Below are 19,247 nucleotides of genomic sequence, written 5' to 3'. Positions count from 1 at the left end.
AGATTAAAAAATATTAGAAAGTAACTTATAAATCAACCGAAAAATAGCTGTTCCAGCGATCGCACCCAAAGCAGCCAGCCATCCCACAAACAATATGCCAGTGATCGGAGCACCAGGATAAATCATAGTTGCCGCCGATCGCAAAGCCGGGAAAAACACCAGCATAGCCAAAGTACCTACGCCAATAATCAACATCTCAGTCTGTTCGATCGCCCTGCGGTACTGGCCGTAAATCAGACCCCCCACAATCATCCCCAACAATCCGATACTCAAGCCAGGAGAGGGCAGCAAACTCGTCAGGGCGATCGCCAGCAGCCCCCCCTCAAAACCCGTAAACGCCGCCCCTGACAAAACCTCCCAAATCGAAAAACCCCTTTTCGGCGAAGGTTGCAGCCCTCCTGGAGGAGTCGCAGGAACAGGTACAGGAGGCTGCTGAGTCGGTGGTAGCTGCTGAGTCGGTAGGGGAGTCGGAGTCCGTAGGTTCGGCGGCTGCACGACGATGTTAGGCTGTTGAGGCCGAGACATCAGAGCCGCTTCTACCTCCCCCGCAGATTGAAACCGCTGACTGGGAGCTGATAATAACATTCGATCGAGAACTTGAGCCAAACGCGAGCTTACCTGCACCCGCGAATGCCAATTCCACTCATTTCTGTAACTATCAAACAACTCCGTCGGCTGCAAACCACTCAGCAAAGTAATGCAAGTCACAGCCAAAGCATAAAAATCCGTTGCCGGATACACTTCTTGCCCGCTCATCTGTTCTGGGGGAGCGTAACCCAAAGAATAAATACCAGTCGAAGCTTTTGCACTCCCAACACTTTGTGTTACTTGTTTAACAGCCCCAAAATCTAATAAATAAAGCCGACCATTTTTACCCCGCATAATATTAGCAGGTTTAATATCCCGGTGAATCGAACCGCGAGAGTGTACAAAATCGAGAATCTTCAAAATTTCCCGCAGCACCTCCACCGTCTCGGCCTCCGAAAACTTGCCTTTAACAGCCAGTTCATCCTCCAAATTTTCACCGTCAATAAATTCTTGAACCAAATAGAAAAACTGATCGTTTTTTCCCGGCTGCAAACTCGAAACAGTCACCTCAAAAAACGCCAGCAAACTCGGAATTTGCGAATGTTCGTTTCCCAGCTCTTCCAGCACCGCCGCTTCCCGTTCAAACAGAGTTTGAGCGATTTTTAGCTGTGCCGGAGTCAAACTTACCGAGGGCTGCAAAAGTTTAGCAACGCACTGCCGCATCGCCGGAGTATAGCGGTCTCTGGCCAAAAACGCCGCCCCAAAACCGCCTTGACCCAACAACCTCACGGGCAAATAGCGACCGCTCAAAATCAGGGGCATCCCGCAAGTCGTGCAAAACTTTTGCTGCACCGTTTTTAGCAGCGAACTGTCATCGAGGTCGGGAAAATAGTTTTGAGGGCGCGGGCAGCCCGGGCGGGTGCAGTAAACTTCCATTTTGGTTTGGTAATTAGTTGTTGGTAATTGGTAATTGGGAATTGGTAATTGGGAATTTGCCATTTTTCCCAAGGGTTATTAAACCAGATTTTAATCTCTCAACTAACCGCAAACTGCTAACCACTGGCGACCTAATAGATTAAGCTCCCGCCGAGTTGGGAGTTTCTATTTCTATGAATCCCAAATCGATCGCCGGGGGTTCTTTCTTCTCGTGGATGGTGGAATAAGTAGCAAAGGAAGGCAAAATTTCATTGCTGAAAGCCTCTGCTGCTTTAGAACGGTAGCGGTTGGGGTTGTAAATCAGCGACAAAATCCGAGTTACCAAAACTTCCTCCATTTGAGATTTGTGCAAGACGCCCATGAGCAACTCTTTTTCGATCGCCGAAACCGAGACAAAAGCAGCTCCCAGCCCCGACTGAACGGCATTTTTAATTGCTTCGATCGAGTTGAGCTCCATCTCAATTTTCAAGCGGCGCGTGTCAATGCCGCAGCGAGTCAGTACCTGATCGATTACTTTGCGGATAGTAGACTGGGAATCGAGGGAAATAAACTGCAATTTGTAAAGGTCTTCTTTTTGGATAGTTTCTTGTTGTACCATCGGGTGAGATGGAGGGAGAATCAGAGCCAGTTCGTCCTCAGCGTAAGGAACAATTTCTAAAGCTTCTACAAGTTCGGTAGGAATTTCTCCGCCAACAATTGCCAAATCGATTTGCCCGTTGGCCACACTCCACGCCGTGCGGCGGGTCGAGTGAACGTGAAGCTGTACCGCTACATCCGGGTACTTTTGGCGAAACATCCCGATCATCCGGGGCAGCAAATAGGTCCCCGTTGTTTGAGAAGCGCCCACGATCAAAGTACCGCCTTGCAGATTTTGCAAGTCTTCCAGAGCTCGACAAGTTTCCTGGCAAAGCGATAAAATTTTCTCGCCGTAACTCAGCAGCAGGTGTCCGGCTTCGGTCAGTTGAGCCCGCCGCCCCCCCCGGTCAAACAGTGGCACGTCCAATTGTCTCTCTAAGTTTTGCACCTGCAAGCTAACTGCTGGCTGCGATACATAGAGGCTGTCTGCGGCGCGTTTGAAGCTTCCTTCAGAGGCGATCGCCTTGAGAATGCGTAACTGGTCTAAAGTGAAAGGAAGGTCAGACATATATCTAAATTGTCAGTTGTCAGTTGTCAGTTGTCAGTTGACGGTTGACGGTTGACGGTTGACGGTTGACTGTAGGCAGCCAACAGCAAACAGCGAACAGTCAACAGCGAACAGTCAACAGCGAACAGCGAACAGTCAACAGTCAACAGCGAACAGTGAACAGTTAACTGACTGATAACCGCTGAATGCTCCCATAGATACTTTGTGACACAATTTGGCCACGAATCAATAACTTTTCTTAATATTTACAATGACGATCGACTTGGCGCTCGACTCCCACTTAGTTATTCTGGGCCTGTTACTGGTTTTTGCGATCGCCCACAGCGGTTTAGCAGCCCTCCGGCCAAAAGGTGAAAAGCTGATGGGGCCGAGACTTTACCGGGTTTTGTTTGCCCTTGTCAGTTTGCCACTAGCCGTCATTCTGATTGTCTACTTTTTCAACCACCGGTACGACGGTTTGCAGCTTTGGCAAGTACAGGGATTACCCGGAGTTAAACCTGCAGTTTGGATACTTTCGGCAATTTCTTTTCTGTTTCTGTACCCAGCAACTTTCAACCTCCTAGAAATTGCCGCCGTCCAAAAGCCCCAAGTTCACCTCTACGAAGCCGGCATCATTCGCATCACCCGTCACCCGCAAATGGTGGGACAGGTGATTTGGTGCGTGGCCCACACCCTGTGGATTGGCACTAGCTTTACCCTCGTCACTTCCCTCGGTTTGGTACTTCACCACCTGTTCGGAGTGTGGCACGGGGACAGGAGACTTCAGGCTCGTTTTGGAGAATCCTTTGAAACCATCAAATCTCGAACCTCAATAATTCCATTTTTGGCAATCCTACAAAAGCGTCAAACCCTTGATTTGCTAGAGTTTCTGCGTCCTTCCTACGTAGGTGTAGTCATTTTTACGGGCCTGCTGTGGAAAATTCATCCTTTTTTGATGCGTGTCACTAGGAACATATACTGGTAGCATGATCCCTAGGATAGAAAAAAATTATTAAATTTTGAGGGCTCATGGTGTTGTCGGTTAGCGAACGCACTTTTGCACAAGAGGTGTTTCAAGCCTCTACCCCCGTTTTAGTTCACTTTTCGGCGCCTTGGTGCGGTTTGTGCCGCGCGATCGACCCGACGCTTAAGACTTTTGAGGAACAGTGGGCAGGAAAAGTCAAGCTGGTAGGGGTGAATGCCGATCAATGTTTCAAGTTGGCCCACACTTACCGGCTGACAAGTCTGCCCACGCTGATTTTGTTTGAGGGCGATAAAGTTCGATTTAGATTGGAAGACTACCAAGGACGCGAGGAACTGCGGCGGACTCTGGATTCCTGGATGCTCGCGGCTCACGTAGTTTCCCCATCTCAACGGCTGCAACTTCAGGAAGTAGCCAACAGGTAACATTCTTTAACTGCCATAGCTGTTATAGCCCCGACTTCTTTAAGAAGTCGGGTATCTGGGTCTTATGTTTTTTTAAGTGGGCTTACTTACTGAAATTAGTGCAAGATATCAGTTTGAACTCACATCTTGCATCATTAGACCTCTTGCAAAAATAATTAGGACGGGCAAGATGCCCATCCCACAAGAAAAAATAAATCTTGTGGGATGGGCATCTTGCCCGTCCCATCAATTGATGAAAAGGATTTTTGCAATAAGTCTATTCTCGCTTAACAGGCCTTTCGGGCCTGTTCCACAAAGAGTGAATTTGATTGTGGGGTGGTGGCGAGCCCGCCCTTGAAAGGCTTATTGAGAATGGTGCCCAATCTAAGTTTGAACATACTCCTTTGATTGTTCGCTGGCGAGGAACCTTTTGTAAGCTTCCTCGTTTCCGCCAAAGGAATCAACTGAAACCTTGCTGATGGTTTCGCGGGTCATCGCTTCAATCTCTTCGGGAGATAAAGGCTGACGCTCACAGTAAGCAATTGTCACACCTCGAAATTCTGGCAACTCACCGAGATCAAATGGCTCGTACTGCACGACTTTGGTAACAACCCAATCAGAGGGAACAATATTGTAAGCTTTCCAAGGACTACCCTGCTTTTTAACGTGATAAGTCAGCCTCTCGCCATTACTTACCAGGCGTTTCAGGATGGGGCGGCTATCTTGGGACATCTGAAGCAAACGAGTTAATTGTGTCCCAATCACAGGTTCATCGCTGCTGATTCGCGCCCACTCCTCACCGTCTTTGAGCATATAAAGCGTCAAGGTAGGGGCTTTCTCAAGTGGATCGTAGGTTTCAAATAGTTCTTGCACAACAGTCATAGACAAAACTCCTAATCTTGGTGGTCGTACCAATCATCTTGAAAGCTGGTTTGCGGCCCCTTGAAGACGCAATCAACTTTCAGAATTCGATCTTCGGTTGGCTCAACTCGTTTCAATTCCCAATTGTGATTCTGTGCCATCTTTTCGCAATCTGAGGCAGATGTCGCAGAATGCCTATTTTCCTCCTTGGTATCGTCATTATCTTTGTCGAATAACGATGCAATCATTTTTAATTCTCCTTTGGTGGAATCAAAGTTTTGACCCAATCTCGAACCGCTTCGGACATTGAGATATTTCTAGACTCTGCATACTTCTTGAGGGCATGAAGTTCCATATCGGAGAGCCTTACCCGAATTATATTGGCGCGTTCCATGCCTACGATTGTAGGCTATAATTCCAAAAATAAATCAAGTATTTTGGCCCAGTCGCGCAGGCGTGTGTCAGAATTGTTTACAGTTTTGGCAATATCTAGTAGAAACTTTAAACTACCTATCAGTCATGGAACTGCTTTATCAATACGCTTGGCTGATTCCAGTCCTGCCACTGGCAGGCGCAATGCTAGTAGGTCTAGGCTTAATCACCTTTAACCAGGCAACCAACAAACTCCGACAAGCGAATGCGATATTAATCGTCTCCGCGCTCGGAGGGTCAATGGTACTCTCTTTCGCATTGCTGTGGAGTCAACTACAGGGCCACGCACCCTACACCCGCACTATTCAGTGGGCTTCTGCAGGCGACTTCTCGCTGAATATGGGCTATATCATCGACCCCCTGACGGCGGTAATGCTGGCGATCGTAACCACGGTCGCCTTTTTGGTGATGATTTACACCGACGGCTACATGGCTCACGATGATGGGTACGTGCGCTTTTACGCCTACCTGAGCATCTTCAGCGCGTCGATGTTGGGTCTGGTCATCAGCCCGAACATCGTTCAGATTTACATTTTTTGGGAACTCGTAGGTATGTGTTCGTACCTGCTAGTCGGATTTTGGTACGATCGCAAACCCGCTGCTGACGCTTGCCAAAAAGCTTTTGTCACCAACCGCGTCGGCGACTTCGGCCTGCTGCTGGGCATCCTCGGCATTTACTGGGCCACCGGCAGCTTTGAATTTGAGGTGATGGGCGAACGTCTGCACTCATTAGTCGAATCCGGTGCTCTTTCGGCGACTCTGGCGACAATCTTCGGCGTCCTCATATTTTTGGGACCAGCAGCCAAATCGGCTCAATTCCCCCTCCACGTTTGGCTACCAGACGCAATGGAAGGCCCGACACCGATTTCGGCTTTAATCCACGCCGCGACAATGGTAGCCGCCGGCGTATTCCTGATCGCTCGGATGTACCCGGTGTTTGAAGGGCTGCCGGCTGTCATGAATTTGATCGCCTGCACGGGCTGTTTTACGGCATTTATGGGTGCTTCGATCGCGATTACCCAAAATGACATCAAAAAAGGCTTAGCCTACTCCACCATCTCCCAACTCGGCTACATGGTGATGGCAATGGGCGTCGGCGCTTACAGTGCCGGACTTTTCCACTTGATGACACACGCTTACTTCAAAGCAATGCTTTTCCTGTGTTCAGGTTCAGTCATTCACGGTATGGAAGATGTCGTCGGCCACAACCCCGCACTCGCTCAAGATATGCGAGTCATGGGCGGCTTGCGGAAATATATGCCGATTACCGCTTCTTGCTTTTTAATCGGAAATTTGGCAATCTGCGGAATTCCGCCGTTTGCTGGTTTCTGGTCAAAAGACGAAATCCTCGCCAGCGCCTTCTCCGCAAATCCTGCTCTGTGGGCTGTTAGCTGGCTGACGGCCGGGATGACCGCGTTTTATATGTTCCGGATGTATTTCAGCACCTTTGAGGGCGAATTCCGGGGAAATGACAGCGCCATCAAGCGGCAACTCCTGCAACCCGGTGTTGTTTTCGGCCCTGGAGCGATGAACGTTAAGGAATTGGCATCAACTGGCGAAAGTCACGATGAACACGACCATTTCCCTCACGAATCTCCTCTGACAATGGCTCTGCCGCTAGTGTTGTTGGCAGTACCTTCTGTGTTTATCGGTTTTCTCGGTACGCCGTTTGCCAATTATTTCGAGCAGTTTGTTCGCGCTCCTGGCGAGTCTCTCGAAGAAGTTTTGGAACACGCTGCTGAGTTCAATTTGACGGAATTTTTGATTATGGGCGGAAGCTCTGTAGGTATTGCTTTGCTGGGCATTACTTTGGCTTCTCTGATGTATTTGAGCCGTAAAATTGACGCAAGTGCGATCGCCCAAAAAATTAAACCGCTTTACGAGTTCTCCCTCAACAAGTGGTATCTCGACGATATCAACGAATTTCTCTTTGTCAAAGGCAGCCGCCGTTTAGCGCGGCAAGTCATGGAAGTGGATTTGCGGGTCGTCGATGGTGTAGTCAACTTAACAGGGCTGATCGCCCTGGTTACGGGCGAAGGTTTGAAATACTTTGAGAGCGGTCGCGCTCAATTTTATGCCCTGATTGTGTTTGTCGCAGTTCTGGGTTTTGCGATCGTTTCGGGAGTCAGTTAAATCGGTAGGGACACGGCCTTGTCCAAATGGTGTCAACAAACAGGTAAAACTGATAGTCCGACAGTCCGACAGGGAATGAATTCCCTGTCTCAAAGCTAAAGTCCTCTTAAGAGGACTGAAGAACTCCTTAAACCTCTTATTGTGGAACAGGCATCTTGCCTGTTCAATACTGGCTTTTTTGGAGATATCTATTAGTCCTCTGAGCGAGGACTTTCGCTATTAGCCAGGGGTTTCAACCCCTGGCGGACTCGCGGACTTGCAGATGATCGGCTTAAGTTGACACCAATGGGCAATGGCATTTCCCACCAAAAGATATTTTAAGAACGGGTATTAGCTTAATAAGTCACAATTGACAATTAGCCAATAGAAATAAATCTTTGATTAAACTCAACTTGGGCGATCGCATAATTTGTCCAAACAAATAATAGCCAAAAAAATTGTTCCGTATAAAGAAAGTATAAAATTTAGGCTAACATTGCCAAAATGTGTTTAAACCTAATAACTGACGGCTTATTTTAAAACGCAATGGATACAGCTAACTTTCCCTGGTTAACCACAACAATCCTGTTTCCTATTGCTGCGGCTTTGCTGATTCCTTTGATTCCCGATAAGGATGGCAAGACGGTGCGGTGGTATGCATTGATTGTCGGTTTGATTGATTTTGCTCTGCTTGTTTACGCTTTTTACACTCAGTACGACTTCAGCAATCCGGGACTGCAACTGGTAGAAAGTTATACTTGGGTGCAGCAACTCGATTTAAATTGGTCTGTGGGTGCTGATGGTTTATCAATGCCGCTGATTTTGCTGACTGGTTTTATTACTACGCTGGCTACTTTAGCTGCTTGGCCTGTCACATTTAAACCGAAGCTTTTTTACTTTTTGATGCTGACAATGTACGGCGGCCAAATCGCAGTTTTTGCCGTGCAGGATATGTTGCTGTTTTTCCTGGTTTGGGAACTGGAATTAGTCCCGATTTACCTGATTTTGTCCATCTGGGGCGGCAAGAAGCGCCTCTACGCAGCAACTAAGTTTATCCTGTACACCGCAGGCGGTTCGCTGTTTATTTTGCTGGGCGGGCTGACGATGGCGTTTTACGGCGATACGGTGACTTTTGATATGCGGGCGATCGCAGCTAAAGATTACGCCCCCAATGTAGAATTGCTCCTGTACTCAGGTTTCTTAATAGCTTACGGCGTCAAACTGCCAATTTTTCCGCTGCACACTTGGCTCCCTGACGCTCACGGGGAAGCAACCGCACCCGCCCATATGTTGCTAGCAGGAATTCTGCTAAAAATGGGCGGCTATGCTTTACTGCGGATGAATGCGGGAATGCTCCCCGATGCTCACGCTACCTTCGCACCCATTTTGGTAATTTTGGGTGTGGTAAATATTGTTTACGCGGCATTAACTTCTTTTGCTCAGCGCAATTTGAAGCGGAAAATTGCTTATTCTTCGATTTCGCACATGGGGTTTGTGCTGATTGGGATAGCTTCGTTTACCGATTTGGGAACTAGCGGTGCAATGCTGCAAATGGTTTCCCACGGTTTAATCGGGGCGAGTTTGTTCTTTATGGTAGGATGCACTTACGATCGCACTCACACGCTCATGCTCGACGAAATGGGCGGTGTAGGGCAGAAAATGCGTAAGGTTTTCGCCATGTGGACTGCTTGTTCTATGGCTTCTTTGGCTTTGCCGGGAATGAGCGGTTTTGTAGCAGAATTAATGGTGTTTGTAGGTTTTGCAACCAGCGATGCTTACAATCCTGTGTTTAAGGTTTGCGTGGTATTTCTAGCTGCTGTCGGGGTGATTTTGACTCCGATTTATCTGCTGTCGATGCTGCGGGAGATTTTCTACGGCCCTGAAAATAAGCAATTGTCGGAGCACGAAGAGTTGGTGGATGCGGAACCGCGAGAAGTGTTTATTATTGCGGCTCTGTTGGTGCCGATTATTGGCATTGGTTTGTATCCGAAGATGCTGACTCAGGTTTATGATGCGACTACTGTACAGTTGACTGCAAAGTTGCGCGATTCTGTGCCGTCGCTTGTGGCTAAGGCTGCTGCGGATAAAACTCTGTCTCTGCGTGCTCCGGCGATCGAGCCGAGCAAGTTGTGATTTGAACGAGATTTAGGAAGAAAACCCCCAAAATCTTAGAAAGATAGAGTTTGGGGGTTTTCTATTTTTATTGATAGACAAATCCGGGAAACTTTGGCTCTCAAGCAATTTGGAGTTTGGTTTGAGAAATAAAATGGGCAGGCGGTAAATGAGGGCGATCGGAGTGTTAGACAGCAACTGCGGTATAATTGATAGTTAGATTGCTTAAGTTGCTGATGAGGGAAGTCGTTGAAAGGTTATGTGTCAGTGCTGGGACTCAAGCTGACTTGATAAAAATTTGGCATAATAGAAACTAAAGAATAAATTCTTACTATGTCGCCCTTGAATCAACCTCTTACAAAAGATGACTTTAATAACACCTGCTGGTACGATGTAGTGAACAGCAGCGAACGGAAAGATTGTTTAACCTATTATAGTGCTTTTTGGGAAAAATCGCAGGAGGCGCAAGGAGCAGGAAATCTTAGGGAGCAAGAAGTTTTTGCAATTCTGGCAGCCGTGACTAACGCTGCAATTAAGCCAGAATCAACCGAAGAGTTTTTTGCTCATATTTTCAAGAATCTTACAGACGAGCAGCTAGACTTTCTTGCTGAAATCGCACCTGAAATATCAGATCCTGAACTTCAAGCACGAGTAGCAGATATTCTCTGGGTCAGACGACGTGACAATCGAATGGCTCAGTTGGCAATTTCCGCTTACTTACAATCAGCAACCACGTTAGAAAGCCCTGACCATTGCAGGGGCTGTGTTGACAGAATAGAACGGGCACTACGGTTGGCACGCAAAATCAGACATCAGGACGAAGTTGTTTTTGCCCACATAGAAGCAGTTCTCGATCGCTATCAAGGGGAAGACCCGCTATGGTTATCTGCAAAGTTAATGGAGCTATTGCAGGAGTATCGATTCGGAGAACCAGCCAAATATGCAGCTCTTTCCTCAAAAGCAGCAACTTTAGCAGAATCAACCTCTCACTGGCCCAGAGCAAGAACACTCTGGAGTATTAAAGCCATATGGCATCGCATCGAGAAAGATTACACCAAGGAACTTGATGCTTCGATGTCAGCCGCCGAGACTTATGTTAAAGAAGCCGAGGCTGCTCTTACCAGAACTCCACCGAGTTACATGGCTGCATCGCAATTTTTACAACAAGCTGTTGAGGCATTTAGAAGGATTCGAGGCACAAGAGAGGAAACTGTAGGTGCTAAAGCAAGAGCGGAGGAAGTTCATAGACTTCTTCTTGAGTATCAGGAAAAAACTCTCAACGAGATGATTACCAGTTCTCACGAAATTGACATTAGTGAGCAGGTAGAGGAAGCAAGAAATCATGTCAGGGGCAAAGACTTTCAAGAAGCACTATTTGCTTTGGCTCTTTTAGGTGCCCCAACTGATGTCTCTCGATTGAGGCAGCAAGTACAACAGCAAGCTCGTGAGTTTGTAGTATCTCATCTTTTTCCTGTTTTCATGGTGAATGAAATGGGCAAAGTTATTGCTCGTCAACCAGGTTCCGTCCTTTCTAGTAATCCTGAAGAAGCAGAGGCTGCAACTCGTTTTGAGATGTGTCGGAACGCCATTTACTATCAAAACCTACAAGCTAAAGCATATATTGAGCCTGCTAGAGATCAAATTAATCTAGAGCATGGTGTGCGACTCAACGATATTCTCTCAATCGTGTCGCATAGTCCGTTTATTCCACCTAACCGTGAATACCTGTTTGCAAAGGGCCTGTATGCTGGACTTACTGGAGACTTTTTCACATCTACCCACATCCTAATTCCCCAACTTGAAAACTCTGTCCGTTATATCATGTGGCGAAGAGGCATAATTACTTCTGGGTTGGACGACAGTGGTATTCAGAACGAACATAATTTGAACTCTACTCTTTACCGTCCAGAGATAACCTCTATCTTCGATGAAAATACGCTCTTTGACTTGAAATGTTTACTTGTTGAACATGCTGGTAGTAACTTAAGAAATCGTATGGCTCATGGTCTAATTAGTGATGGTGAGTTTATGAGTCCATTGATGTCATACATTTGGTGGCTTACATTAAGGCTTTGTTGCTTGTATTTTGATACATCAGCACCGGGTTGAGCAATCCCAGACAAGTACCGACGCAATCTAACACCTCATGGCAGCGGATCGACGCAAGCCGCTGGTGCTGATTTCAAGGTTACTGGTCGCCGCTGCACTTTGCCGTTATACCGTAAAATTACCATTTGGTCGATCGCCCTTCAATTAAGTGCGATCGCTCTCTTGATTTCTATCCTTATTGTTATGCCAAGAGTGCGATTTTTGTCAAGAGCGATCGAGCTGAGTAAGTGAGCTATCATATCCATAACAGGATCAAAAGTTACAAAAAAGAGGGAATGTATGCAAACAATCCTTTTGAGTCGTGAAGAAGTCGCGCGTCGTGCGAAACATTTGTATGAGAGCACCATCCGCCAAAAAATTGAATTAGAAGAGAATATTGGCAAGATGGTCATCATTGATATAGAAACAGGGGACTACGAAGTTGATAAAACAGGGCTAAAAGCAGCACGTAGTCTGATGGCAAAGCATCCGTATGCTCGACTTTTTGGCATTCGTATTGGTTACAATGTGGCTGCTTCGTTCGGTGGTGTAATGGAGCGTGTCAACAAGTGATTTCTGGTATTGTGACCGATCGGCACGCGATCGTCGCGTTGACGTTTCTCCTCCCAAACGGCTCTACTTTCCCGATCGAGTTTGTCATAGATACGGGCTTCACTGACTACCTATGTTTGCCACCGGAGGCAGTTACCTTACTGGGGTTGCCGTTCCTGTACGATCTGCCTGTAAACTTAGCAGATAACAGTGAAGTCCTAGTAGCAGTTCACGAAGCAATCATCCTTTGGGACGGGGAAGAACGAGAAGTTCGTGTATTTGCTACAGGGCGAAAGCCTCTGATTGGAACTGCTTTGCTCGACGAGCAAGAACTTGTGATTCAGTTCACTGAGGGGGGATTAGTGACGATTGATGAGTTGTAGTTTCCAACGCCCGATCGCAATACCCAATACTTTAAAATTACCATTTGGTCGATCGCTCTTCATTTCGGTATTGCGATCGCACTTGCGGGTTTCTATCCTTATTGTTCTGCCAAGAGTGCCATATTTGTCAAGGGCGATCGCGCTTCTTTAATTCTTACGCCTTGCGATCGAGCAGTTGGCGGTAATTGACACCCTGATTGATTATTGTACCGCCTCAGATTGTTTGAGGGCTGCACTGAACCCGAAGAGGTTAAGATTTAGCAGCGATCGGGAATCCTGAAATTGTCTGTTGCCGAATGGGTATCTGAATCACAAACTCAGTGCCTGATCCAGGTGTAGAAAAACACTGGATTTTACCGCCATGTTTTTCAGTAATGATTTGATAACTAATCGACATTCCCAAACCCGTACCTTTACCCGTGGGTTTGGTGGTGAAAAAGGGGTCAAAAATGCGCTGCTTCACTCGGTCTGGCATACCGATTCCGTTGTCAGCGATCGCCACCTCCACCCATTGATTGTCGATCGCAGAAGTCCGAATCGTAATCTGGTTCGGGGTGTCTTTAAACTCCTGATAGGAGCGTTTGGTATTCATGTCCTCAAGGGCATCCAGAGCATTCACCAAAATATTCATAAATACCTGATTGAGTTGTCCGGGGAAACATTCCACCTTGGGCAATGTGGCATAGTCTTTGATTACTACGACTGCTGGACGATCGGCTCTATCTTTGATCCGGTGTTGCAAAATCAGCAAAGTGCTCTCAATTCCCTCATGGATATCAACATCTTTGAAATCTGCTTCATCCATGCGAGAAAAGTTTCGCAACGAGACGACAATATCGCGAATTCGATCGGTGCCTACCTTCATAGAGGACACGATTTTTTGGATATCTTCAGTGATGAACTCCAAGTCGATTTCCTCTGCCATTGCTTGCACCTCTGGATCGTTGCTGGGATGGCGCTGTTGATAGAGTTCTATCATCTGCAGCAGATTTTGGGTATATTCGTCCAGGTGGGTGAGATTACCGTGAATGAAGTTGACCGGGTTATTGATTTCATGGGCAATTCCCGCAACCAACTGTCCCAAGCTAGACATTTTTTCGCTTTGGATAACTTGCATCTGGGCTTTTTTCAGTTTGTTTAGGGTCGTCTCCAGTTCTTTAGCTTGCGCGGTCGAGGAGATTGCTAGTTCTTCGATCGCAGCAACCTGGGGCAGAGTTGTCCAGCAAGCAATCGCCACTCCCACAAATGCCAGCATCATCAACACAATAATCAGCAGATAGGGATTGTTGGTTCCGGCTTCTACCCGCAGCCAGGATCTGATCAGCCAAGCGATCGTCGCTGTACCACAAATCAGCGCAATCAAAATTCCGACCTGAAGCATCACAAAGTGTTCGTTTTTAGGAGGAGTTACTGGCTTGCTATGGAGTCTATCCCACCACGGTAAATGCAAAGATGCCCAAGGAATCCGCCGAATCCCAGCGTCGATCGCTATCACTGCTAACGGCAACAGCAACCCGAGGCCAAAATCCATCCATCCCCAGCTAACACCACCCACCACCAGGGAAATGAACTCCACCACCAGCAATGCTAAAGATAGTCGCCCCCAACGCACGACTGGATCATGGCGCTGCATCCACAGCCCCAAGTGCAACCCCATGATAGAAATGAATAAACTCACCCCTGACACCACGACAATTCGAGTGGTGTTGCCCCAGACTAAAAATCCTAAACTACAGATAAAGCTTAGCAGCAGCGCGGGTTCTAGGGAACCCCGACGGGATGCTGCGCCAAACACTGGAGACAACAGCCCATCCTGCGCGAGTTGGAAAAGGATGCGGGGCGTATTGCAAACGCTAGTCGCAGATCCCAACAAACAGGTAGCCGCAACCAGCAATGTGACTATGACAGGGGCAGCGTCTCCCCAGAAAGGCTTGGCAGCCACCAGGAAATTGCCGTACAAATTGCCTTCTAAACCGGGATCTGTTGCCAACTGCAACAACACTAAAGTGCCACCCACAAACACCAGAGGCATGAACGAGGCAACCCAAGACAGCGCCTTGAGGGTGTCTTTTGGGTGTACGCTGTCTGCTACAAAGGATGAAGCTGTATCACAGCCATAGAAGCTATAAGCGGCAAACAAGTACCATTTCAGCCAGTCCTGGACACTGATGGCATCAATGCTGCTGGGCAACAGTCCGGGGCTTTGGGGCTCCAAGGCAAGCCAGCCTAAACCCTGAACGCAGAAGAGGAGTAAAAAGCCGATCGAAGGAAAGATAAAAAACAGGTGCAGAATGGCGACGGCGCGGGTGCCAGTGAATGCTAAAAAGTAAGCGATCGTAGTAAAACCGATCTCAAATACTTTTTCTGGAATATTCAGCCCCATCGGTTCTAAATGGAATTGGATCAACTCTGTGATGACGATCGCATTAATGGGCGGAAAGGAAACCCACCCCAAGTAGTAGGCAATCGCCAAGTAGCGGGAAAGAGCAGGGTAACGATGGAGCAATCGCGTGATGTAATTTGGTGTTCCCCCAGATACATCTGGATATTTCTCACCTAAACTCTGAACTTGAAGGTTGAGCAGAATTCCGACGATCGCACCAGGAATCCAGACCAACAGCGATGCGGAGCCAATTTCTGCTTGCATCGACGGCGCTAAGGTAAACCAAATCAGATATCCAACCACACTAAACCCCCAAGCTTCTGCTGAGGACATGGTGCGCCGGAGGCGATTGACAAATGGCACACGATCTATTTCCATAACAAGAAGATAGGAGTAATCCTATTGTGATACACTTGTAATTTCCACAGCCCATAAAAAAACACCTACCTAGTGTTTCCTTCTCGGACTGAAAATTGTCCGCTCGATCTGATGTAGCGCTGAAAGATTGAGGCGTAATCAGTTAAGGTTGCTAGCGATCGCAATACTCAATACCCAATAATTCAAAATTACCAGTGAGTCAAGCGCCATTCAATGAGCGTGTGTAAGCGTTGCCCTCGAAGAGGATCGCTCTTTTAGTTTCTAGTCCGATCGTTCTTTTTTTTGAGACATATAGATATCCTATAATTAAAGCTGTTGGTGTCGTACTAGGATGATTTCTATGCTACAAATTACAAGCTGAATACCGCTCAACAGTGGGACATTACCATGAGAATTGACCGAGTAGAAATCGAAAACTTCAAGAAATTTTCAGACTATACCCTTGACTTGCATCCCCAATTTACCTTGCTAGTTGGGGACAATGGCACAGGTAAAACGACGATCCTCGATGCTTTGGCGATCGCGGCTGGAATTTGGCTGGTCAACTCCCCCGACACAACCCTCAAAAATAGCCGCCGTAACATTCTTCCCTCAGAAATTCGCTTAAAAGCGATCGAATCCGACACCATCACCCAATTTATAGAACGAAAACCCGTCCAGATTAAAGCGATCGGCACCATTAACAGTCAGCCAGTCCAATGGCTCAGACAAATCAAAACTAACGGCTCTAGAACCTCCAACACAGAAGCCAAAGACGCTCTAGCAATTATCTCCACTTTATTTCAACAGGTTGAAGCAGGCGAAAAAATTTGGCTACCCATCATCGCCTACTACGGAGCAGGTCGAGCTTGGCTACCCTCCAACCAACGCGACCGCAAACCCAAAGCCACTACCCACACCAGCCCCGCCCGCCGTTGGGATGCCTTCTATGACTGCTTTGAAGAACGGATTAGAATCGCTGATCTCCATACTTGGTTTCAGAAAGAAGCGATCGCTTCGGTCAATCGACAGGGACAAATGCGCCCTGGTTACAAGGTGGTAAAGTTGGCTATTTTGCGTTGTATTCCCAATGCAGATGACCTATGGTTTGACCCAGAGCGATCGGAAATTGTTGTTTCTATTCAAGGCAACCCCCAACCCTTTAGTAACCTTAGTGCAGGTCAAAAAATGATGGTAGGTCTAATTGCCGATATTGCCATCAAAATCGTTACTCAAAATGCCTCTTTCTTGACAGGAGGATTAGATATATATAGTCAAGAATTGCCTCTGATTTTGCAAGAAACACCAGGGCTAGTCCTAATTGATGAAATAGATGTACATCTCCATCCGAAATGGCAACGTCAAGTTGTGAATGACCTCACCAAAACCTTCCCCTCAATCCAGTTTGTTTGCACTTCCCATTCGCCGCTTGTTATTGGTGAAGTCGAAGCAAGCTGTATTAGAGTCCTCGAACGTGATGAAGAAACTGGCAAAGTTATTTCTACAATTCCATTAGAATCTTATGGTCTTGATGCCAACCGAATACTAGAGGAGCAGATGGGAGCGTCAGAACGTAATCAAGAGGTAGCAGACAAGCTTCACGCTCTTTTTAGACTAATTGATGATGAAAATTTTGATGGCGCACGTCAAGCTATGATGCCCCTTGTTGAAAAAATTGGACACGAAGCTCCTGAGATTACTCAAGCTCGATCGCTGATTAAATTCTTAGAAGGTAATGAATGAGAAACATCCAGAAAAAGACCGAACCAACATCCTTGACACAGCATCGGTGCAATACAAATACTGACTATGATAACTATGCCGAAAAAGATGACCTGAGAGCAAGTCTGGTGAGCGAGCAAAGAGGAATTTGCTGTTACTGTATGCAACGGATTCGTCCTGACTCAACAAACATGAAAATCGAACACTGGCAAAGCCAAGATATATACCCTCAGAGACAGCTAGAATACAATAATCTCCTTGGGGCTTGTCGAGGAGGAGAAGGGCAAAAGAAAGATAAACAGCACTGTGACACAAAAAAAGGAAATCTCGATCTAACATTTAACCCTGCCAATCCATCTCATAACGTCGAAGGTAAAATACGTTTCTTGGGAGACGGTACAGTTAAATTAGATGATGACCAATTCGATACAGAAATCAAGGAAGTCTTGAATTTGAATGAAGGTGCGTTGGTTCGTACTCGTAAAGGAGTATTAGAGGCCTTTCGCAAAGGATTGATTCAAAAACAACCCTCTGATGCAGATATACGAAAAGAACTACGCAAGTGGAATGGCGATAATGGAGGAGAACTCGAGCCATTCTGTCAGGTTGTTGTTTATTATCTTCGTAAAAAGATCGATAGAATGGCATCAAAAAGAACTTCCGAATGAGCCTTTGAAAATGCGATCGAAGATGTCCTCCCAGGACCGATCGCCATTAGGGGATGAGAACGCATCCTTCTGTCAGCATGGCACCGAGGGAGAGACCAAGCCAACGTGTTCCGGGGAGTTTAATGTTTCATTTTTACACTTGACAAATTATATTTGGTCGCCGAAAGCTGTGCAACCATTTCTGCCCGAGACGAAACCTCAAGCTTGCGGAACATTCGCTTCAAAGCTTGCTTCACTGAATTCTCAGTAATCCAAAGTTCCCTCCCGATTCCTGCGTTGGTTCGCCCCAAAGCAACCAATTCGGCAATTTGCAATTCACGAGGCGTTAGGCGTGAGGTGTTGAAAGGTTGGTGTTGCGATTCCCTACGGGATAGCTTCGCCGCGCGTACTGTTGCAGCCCAAACAGACAAATGCAAACAGATCGCACTCAAATCCGCTAGATTTTCTGTATCGAAGGCCGGCATTGACCGATCGCGCGTACAACCCACTACACCCACTAATTGACCGCGACTGACAATCGGCCCCGCCATCACGTGCCAATGATCGGGTCGGGGACAAATGATTGCCCACGCCTTGGGCGATGTTACTAATCCTTCATGCACAGGCGTATGGCGCTCCGCTAAGTAACGTGCAACAGGATTATGTTCGACAGATAACGCGACTTTTAGTAATTTCTGAAGATTTCGATCGGCTAAAAGCTGGTCGAAAAAGAAGATTCCCGATCGTTTAGCTGCAAAATACTCACCGATTTTGGGCACGACTTGCGATCGCAAATCTTGTTCATCCGTCACCTGGTCGATTTCTTTAAATAAAAGCTGCAAGGAAATTGTCATGCTGCCAAAAAGAGTACCCGATCGAGGACTAGGCGAAGTCGGTTGCTACTTCTATTATAAGGACAGATTTAATCGCAATCGCCCCAAGGAGATGAATTCATGACTGACTCACAAAAGCATATCATTGGTTTGGTATTTTATCCTGGCATGGCATCGCTGGATATGGTGGGACCACAGCAAGTTTTTAGTGCGTTGCCAGGTGTCCAGATTCATCGGATCTGGAAAACGCTAGATCCGATTAAAACCGATGACGGCATGATGGTTTTGCCTGATACCACCTTTGAAAATTGCCCGCGCTTGGAGGTTATCTGTATTGGCGGCGGCTTGGAGCAAGGGGCAGTAGAAGACGATCCAGAGATACTAGCATTTCTTCGCAAACAAGGCAGCACCGCCAAATTTATCACTTCTGTCTGCGGTGGATCGCTATTTCTGGCGAAAACCGGACTGCTGTTCGGCTATCGAGCGGCGACTCACTGGGCAATGCGCCAACAACTCGCAAAGTTGGGCGTTGAGGTTGGCACAGAGCGCATAGTAATCGATCGCAATCGTATTACTGGTGGAGGCGTGACAGCAGGTATCGATTTTGGCCTGACGATCGCTAGCATCCTTTGTGGTGAGGAAGTAGCCAAGATTATTAGACCTCTTGCGAAAGTCTCAGGCGATCTCTAATTTAGTCTTTAAAGAAAGTTCATAATTATAAATACCAGCGATCAAATTAAATCTTAATCCGAAGCGCCTTCTTCGATTCCGATATCTTGATGAAAGTATTCT

The 19,247-nt window shown here is 47.0% G+C and carries 17 protein-coding genes and 1 pseudogene; 10 read left to right on the top strand and 8 right to left on the bottom strand.

The annotated features are described in order from the left end of the window. Positions 1-3 precede the first annotated feature (3 nt). Together ACUVJL_RS21860 and ACUVJL_RS21855 are read right to left on the bottom strand one after the other, a co-directional pair. Positions 4-1,464, bottom strand: a complete 1,461-nt coding sequence (locus tag ACUVJL_RS21860; RefSeq protein ID WP_445247770.1) for a protein kinase domain-containing protein — start codon at positions 1,462-1,464, stop codon at positions 4-6. Positions 1,465-1,603: 139 nt separating this feature from the next. Further along, entirely contained in the window at positions 1,604-2,608 is a 1,005-nt protein-coding gene (locus tag ACUVJL_RS21855; protein ID WP_445247751.1) for a LysR family transcriptional regulator, read from the bottom strand. 250 nt (positions 2,609-2,858) lie between these two features. On the opposite strand from ACUVJL_RS21855, the gene ACUVJL_RS21850 reads away from it, so the two are divergent. Beyond that, positions 2,859-3,572 (top strand): NnrU family protein, encoded by a 714-nt coding sequence (locus ACUVJL_RS21850; protein WP_445247750.1) that lies wholly within the window; start codon positions 2,859-2,861, stop codon positions 3,570-3,572. 44 nt (positions 3,573-3,616) lie between these two features. Then, on the top strand, positions 3,617-3,994 hold the full coding sequence (locus ACUVJL_RS21845; RefSeq protein ID WP_445247749.1) for a thioredoxin family protein: 378 nt from the start codon (positions 3,617-3,619) through the stop codon (positions 3,992-3,994). A gap of 363 nt (positions 3,995-4,357) precedes the next feature. Here the strand turns inward: ACUVJL_RS21845 and ACUVJL_RS21840 are convergent, their stop codons facing one another. The 3 genes from ACUVJL_RS21840 to ACUVJL_RS21830 are packed head-to-tail and all read right to left on the bottom strand — an operon-like array spanning position 4,358 to position 5,228. After that, the gene (locus ACUVJL_RS21840) at positions 4,358-4,855 is read right to left on the bottom strand and encodes a hypothetical protein (protein WP_445247748.1); all 498 of its coding nucleotides are present in this window, start codon (positions 4,853-4,855) and stop codon (positions 4,358-4,360) included. 11 nt (positions 4,856-4,866) lie between these two features. Further along, on the bottom strand, positions 4,867-5,082 hold the full coding sequence (locus tag ACUVJL_RS21835; RefSeq protein ID WP_445173544.1) for a hypothetical protein: 216 nt from the start codon (positions 5,080-5,082) through the stop codon (positions 4,867-4,869). A gap of 2 nt (positions 5,083-5,084) precedes the next feature. Then, the gene (locus tag ACUVJL_RS21830; protein WP_445173545.1) at positions 5,085-5,228 is read right to left on the bottom strand and encodes a DUF6290 family protein; all 144 of its coding nucleotides are present in this window, start codon (positions 5,226-5,228) and stop codon (positions 5,085-5,087) included. Between the two features lie 125 nt (positions 5,229-5,353). On the opposite strand from ACUVJL_RS21830, the gene ACUVJL_RS21825 reads away from it, so the two are divergent. The 5 genes from ACUVJL_RS21825 to ACUVJL_RS21805 all read left to right on the top strand — a co-directional run bounded on the left by ACUVJL_RS21825 (position 5,354) and on the right by ACUVJL_RS21805 (position 12,513). Continuing rightward, positions 5,354-7,399, top strand: coding sequence for an NAD(P)H-quinone oxidoreductase subunit 5 (locus ACUVJL_RS21825; protein ID WP_445247747.1), 2,046 nt, complete (start codon positions 5,354-5,356; stop codon positions 7,397-7,399). Positions 7,400-7,924: 525 nt separating this feature from the next. Beyond that, a complete protein-coding gene (gene ndhD1, locus ACUVJL_RS21820; protein ID WP_445247746.1) occupies positions 7,925-9,511 on the top strand; it encodes a photosynthetic/respiratory NAD(P)H-quinone oxidoreductase subunit D1 in 1,587 nt (528 codons plus the stop codon). Between the two features lie 312 nt (positions 9,512-9,823). Then, positions 9,824-11,599 (top strand): DUF4209 domain-containing protein, encoded by a 1,776-nt coding sequence (locus ACUVJL_RS21815; protein WP_445247745.1) that lies wholly within the window; start codon positions 9,824-9,826, stop codon positions 11,597-11,599. Between the two features lie 279 nt (positions 11,600-11,878). After that, complete coding sequence (locus ACUVJL_RS21810) at positions 11,879-12,151, top strand: hypothetical protein (protein ID WP_333324502.1); 273 nt, start codon at positions 11,879-11,881, stop codon at positions 12,149-12,151. Then, positions 12,148-12,513, top strand: a complete 366-nt coding sequence (locus tag ACUVJL_RS21805) for a clan AA aspartic protease (RefSeq protein ID WP_445247744.1) — start codon at positions 12,148-12,150, stop codon at positions 12,511-12,513. The genes ACUVJL_RS21810 and ACUVJL_RS21805 overlap by 4 nt, the downstream gene beginning before the upstream one ends. Positions 12,514-12,763: 250 nt before the next feature. Here the strand turns inward: ACUVJL_RS21805 and ACUVJL_RS21800 are convergent, their stop codons facing one another. Further along, entirely contained in the window at positions 12,764-15,274 is a 2,511-nt protein-coding gene (locus tag ACUVJL_RS21800) for an ATP-binding protein (protein ID WP_445247743.1), read from the bottom strand. Positions 15,275-15,661: 387 nt separating this feature from the next. Between ACUVJL_RS21800 and ACUVJL_RS21795 the strand changes: the two genes are divergently transcribed. Further along, the gene (locus ACUVJL_RS21795) at positions 15,662-16,996 is read left to right on the top strand and encodes an AAA family ATPase (RefSeq protein ID WP_445247742.1); all 1,335 of its coding nucleotides are present in this window, start codon (positions 15,662-15,664) and stop codon (positions 16,994-16,996) included. Next, positions 16,993-17,643, top strand: coding sequence for a retron system putative HNH endonuclease (locus tag ACUVJL_RS21790; protein ID WP_445247741.1), 651 nt, complete (start codon positions 16,993-16,995; stop codon positions 17,641-17,643). Before ACUVJL_RS21795 ends, ACUVJL_RS21790 begins: the two co-directional genes overlap by 4 nt. 119 nt (positions 17,644-17,762) lie before the next feature. Here the strand turns inward: ACUVJL_RS21790 and ACUVJL_RS21785 are convergent, their stop codons facing one another. Beyond that, the gene (locus tag ACUVJL_RS21785) at positions 17,763-18,476 is read right to left on the bottom strand and encodes a LuxR C-terminal-related transcriptional regulator (protein WP_445247740.1); all 714 of its coding nucleotides are present in this window, start codon (positions 18,474-18,476) and stop codon (positions 17,763-17,765) included. A gap of 99 nt (positions 18,477-18,575) precedes the next feature. Between ACUVJL_RS21785 and ACUVJL_RS21780 the strand changes: the two genes are divergently transcribed. Continuing rightward, positions 18,576-19,145, top strand: coding sequence for a DJ-1/PfpI family protein (locus ACUVJL_RS21780; protein WP_445247739.1), 570 nt, complete (start codon positions 18,576-18,578; stop codon positions 19,143-19,145). On the opposite strand, the pseudogene ACUVJL_RS21775 reads toward ACUVJL_RS21780, so the two are convergent. Beyond that, a pseudogene (locus tag ACUVJL_RS21775) lies at positions 19,131-19,247 on the bottom strand (IS5/IS1182 family transposase); the annotation flags it as partial. The gene ACUVJL_RS21780 and the pseudogene ACUVJL_RS21775 sit on opposite strands and share 15 nt — an antisense overlap.

The sequence above is a fragment of the Microcoleus sp. OTE_8_concoct_300 genome (assembly GCF_031383065.1).
Lineage (GTDB): Bacteria > Cyanobacteriota > Cyanobacteriia > Cyanobacteriales > Microcoleaceae > Microcoleus.
The sequence above is the reverse complement of the archived record's forward strand: the minus strand, read 5'-3'. Positions and strand labels throughout refer to the sequence as shown.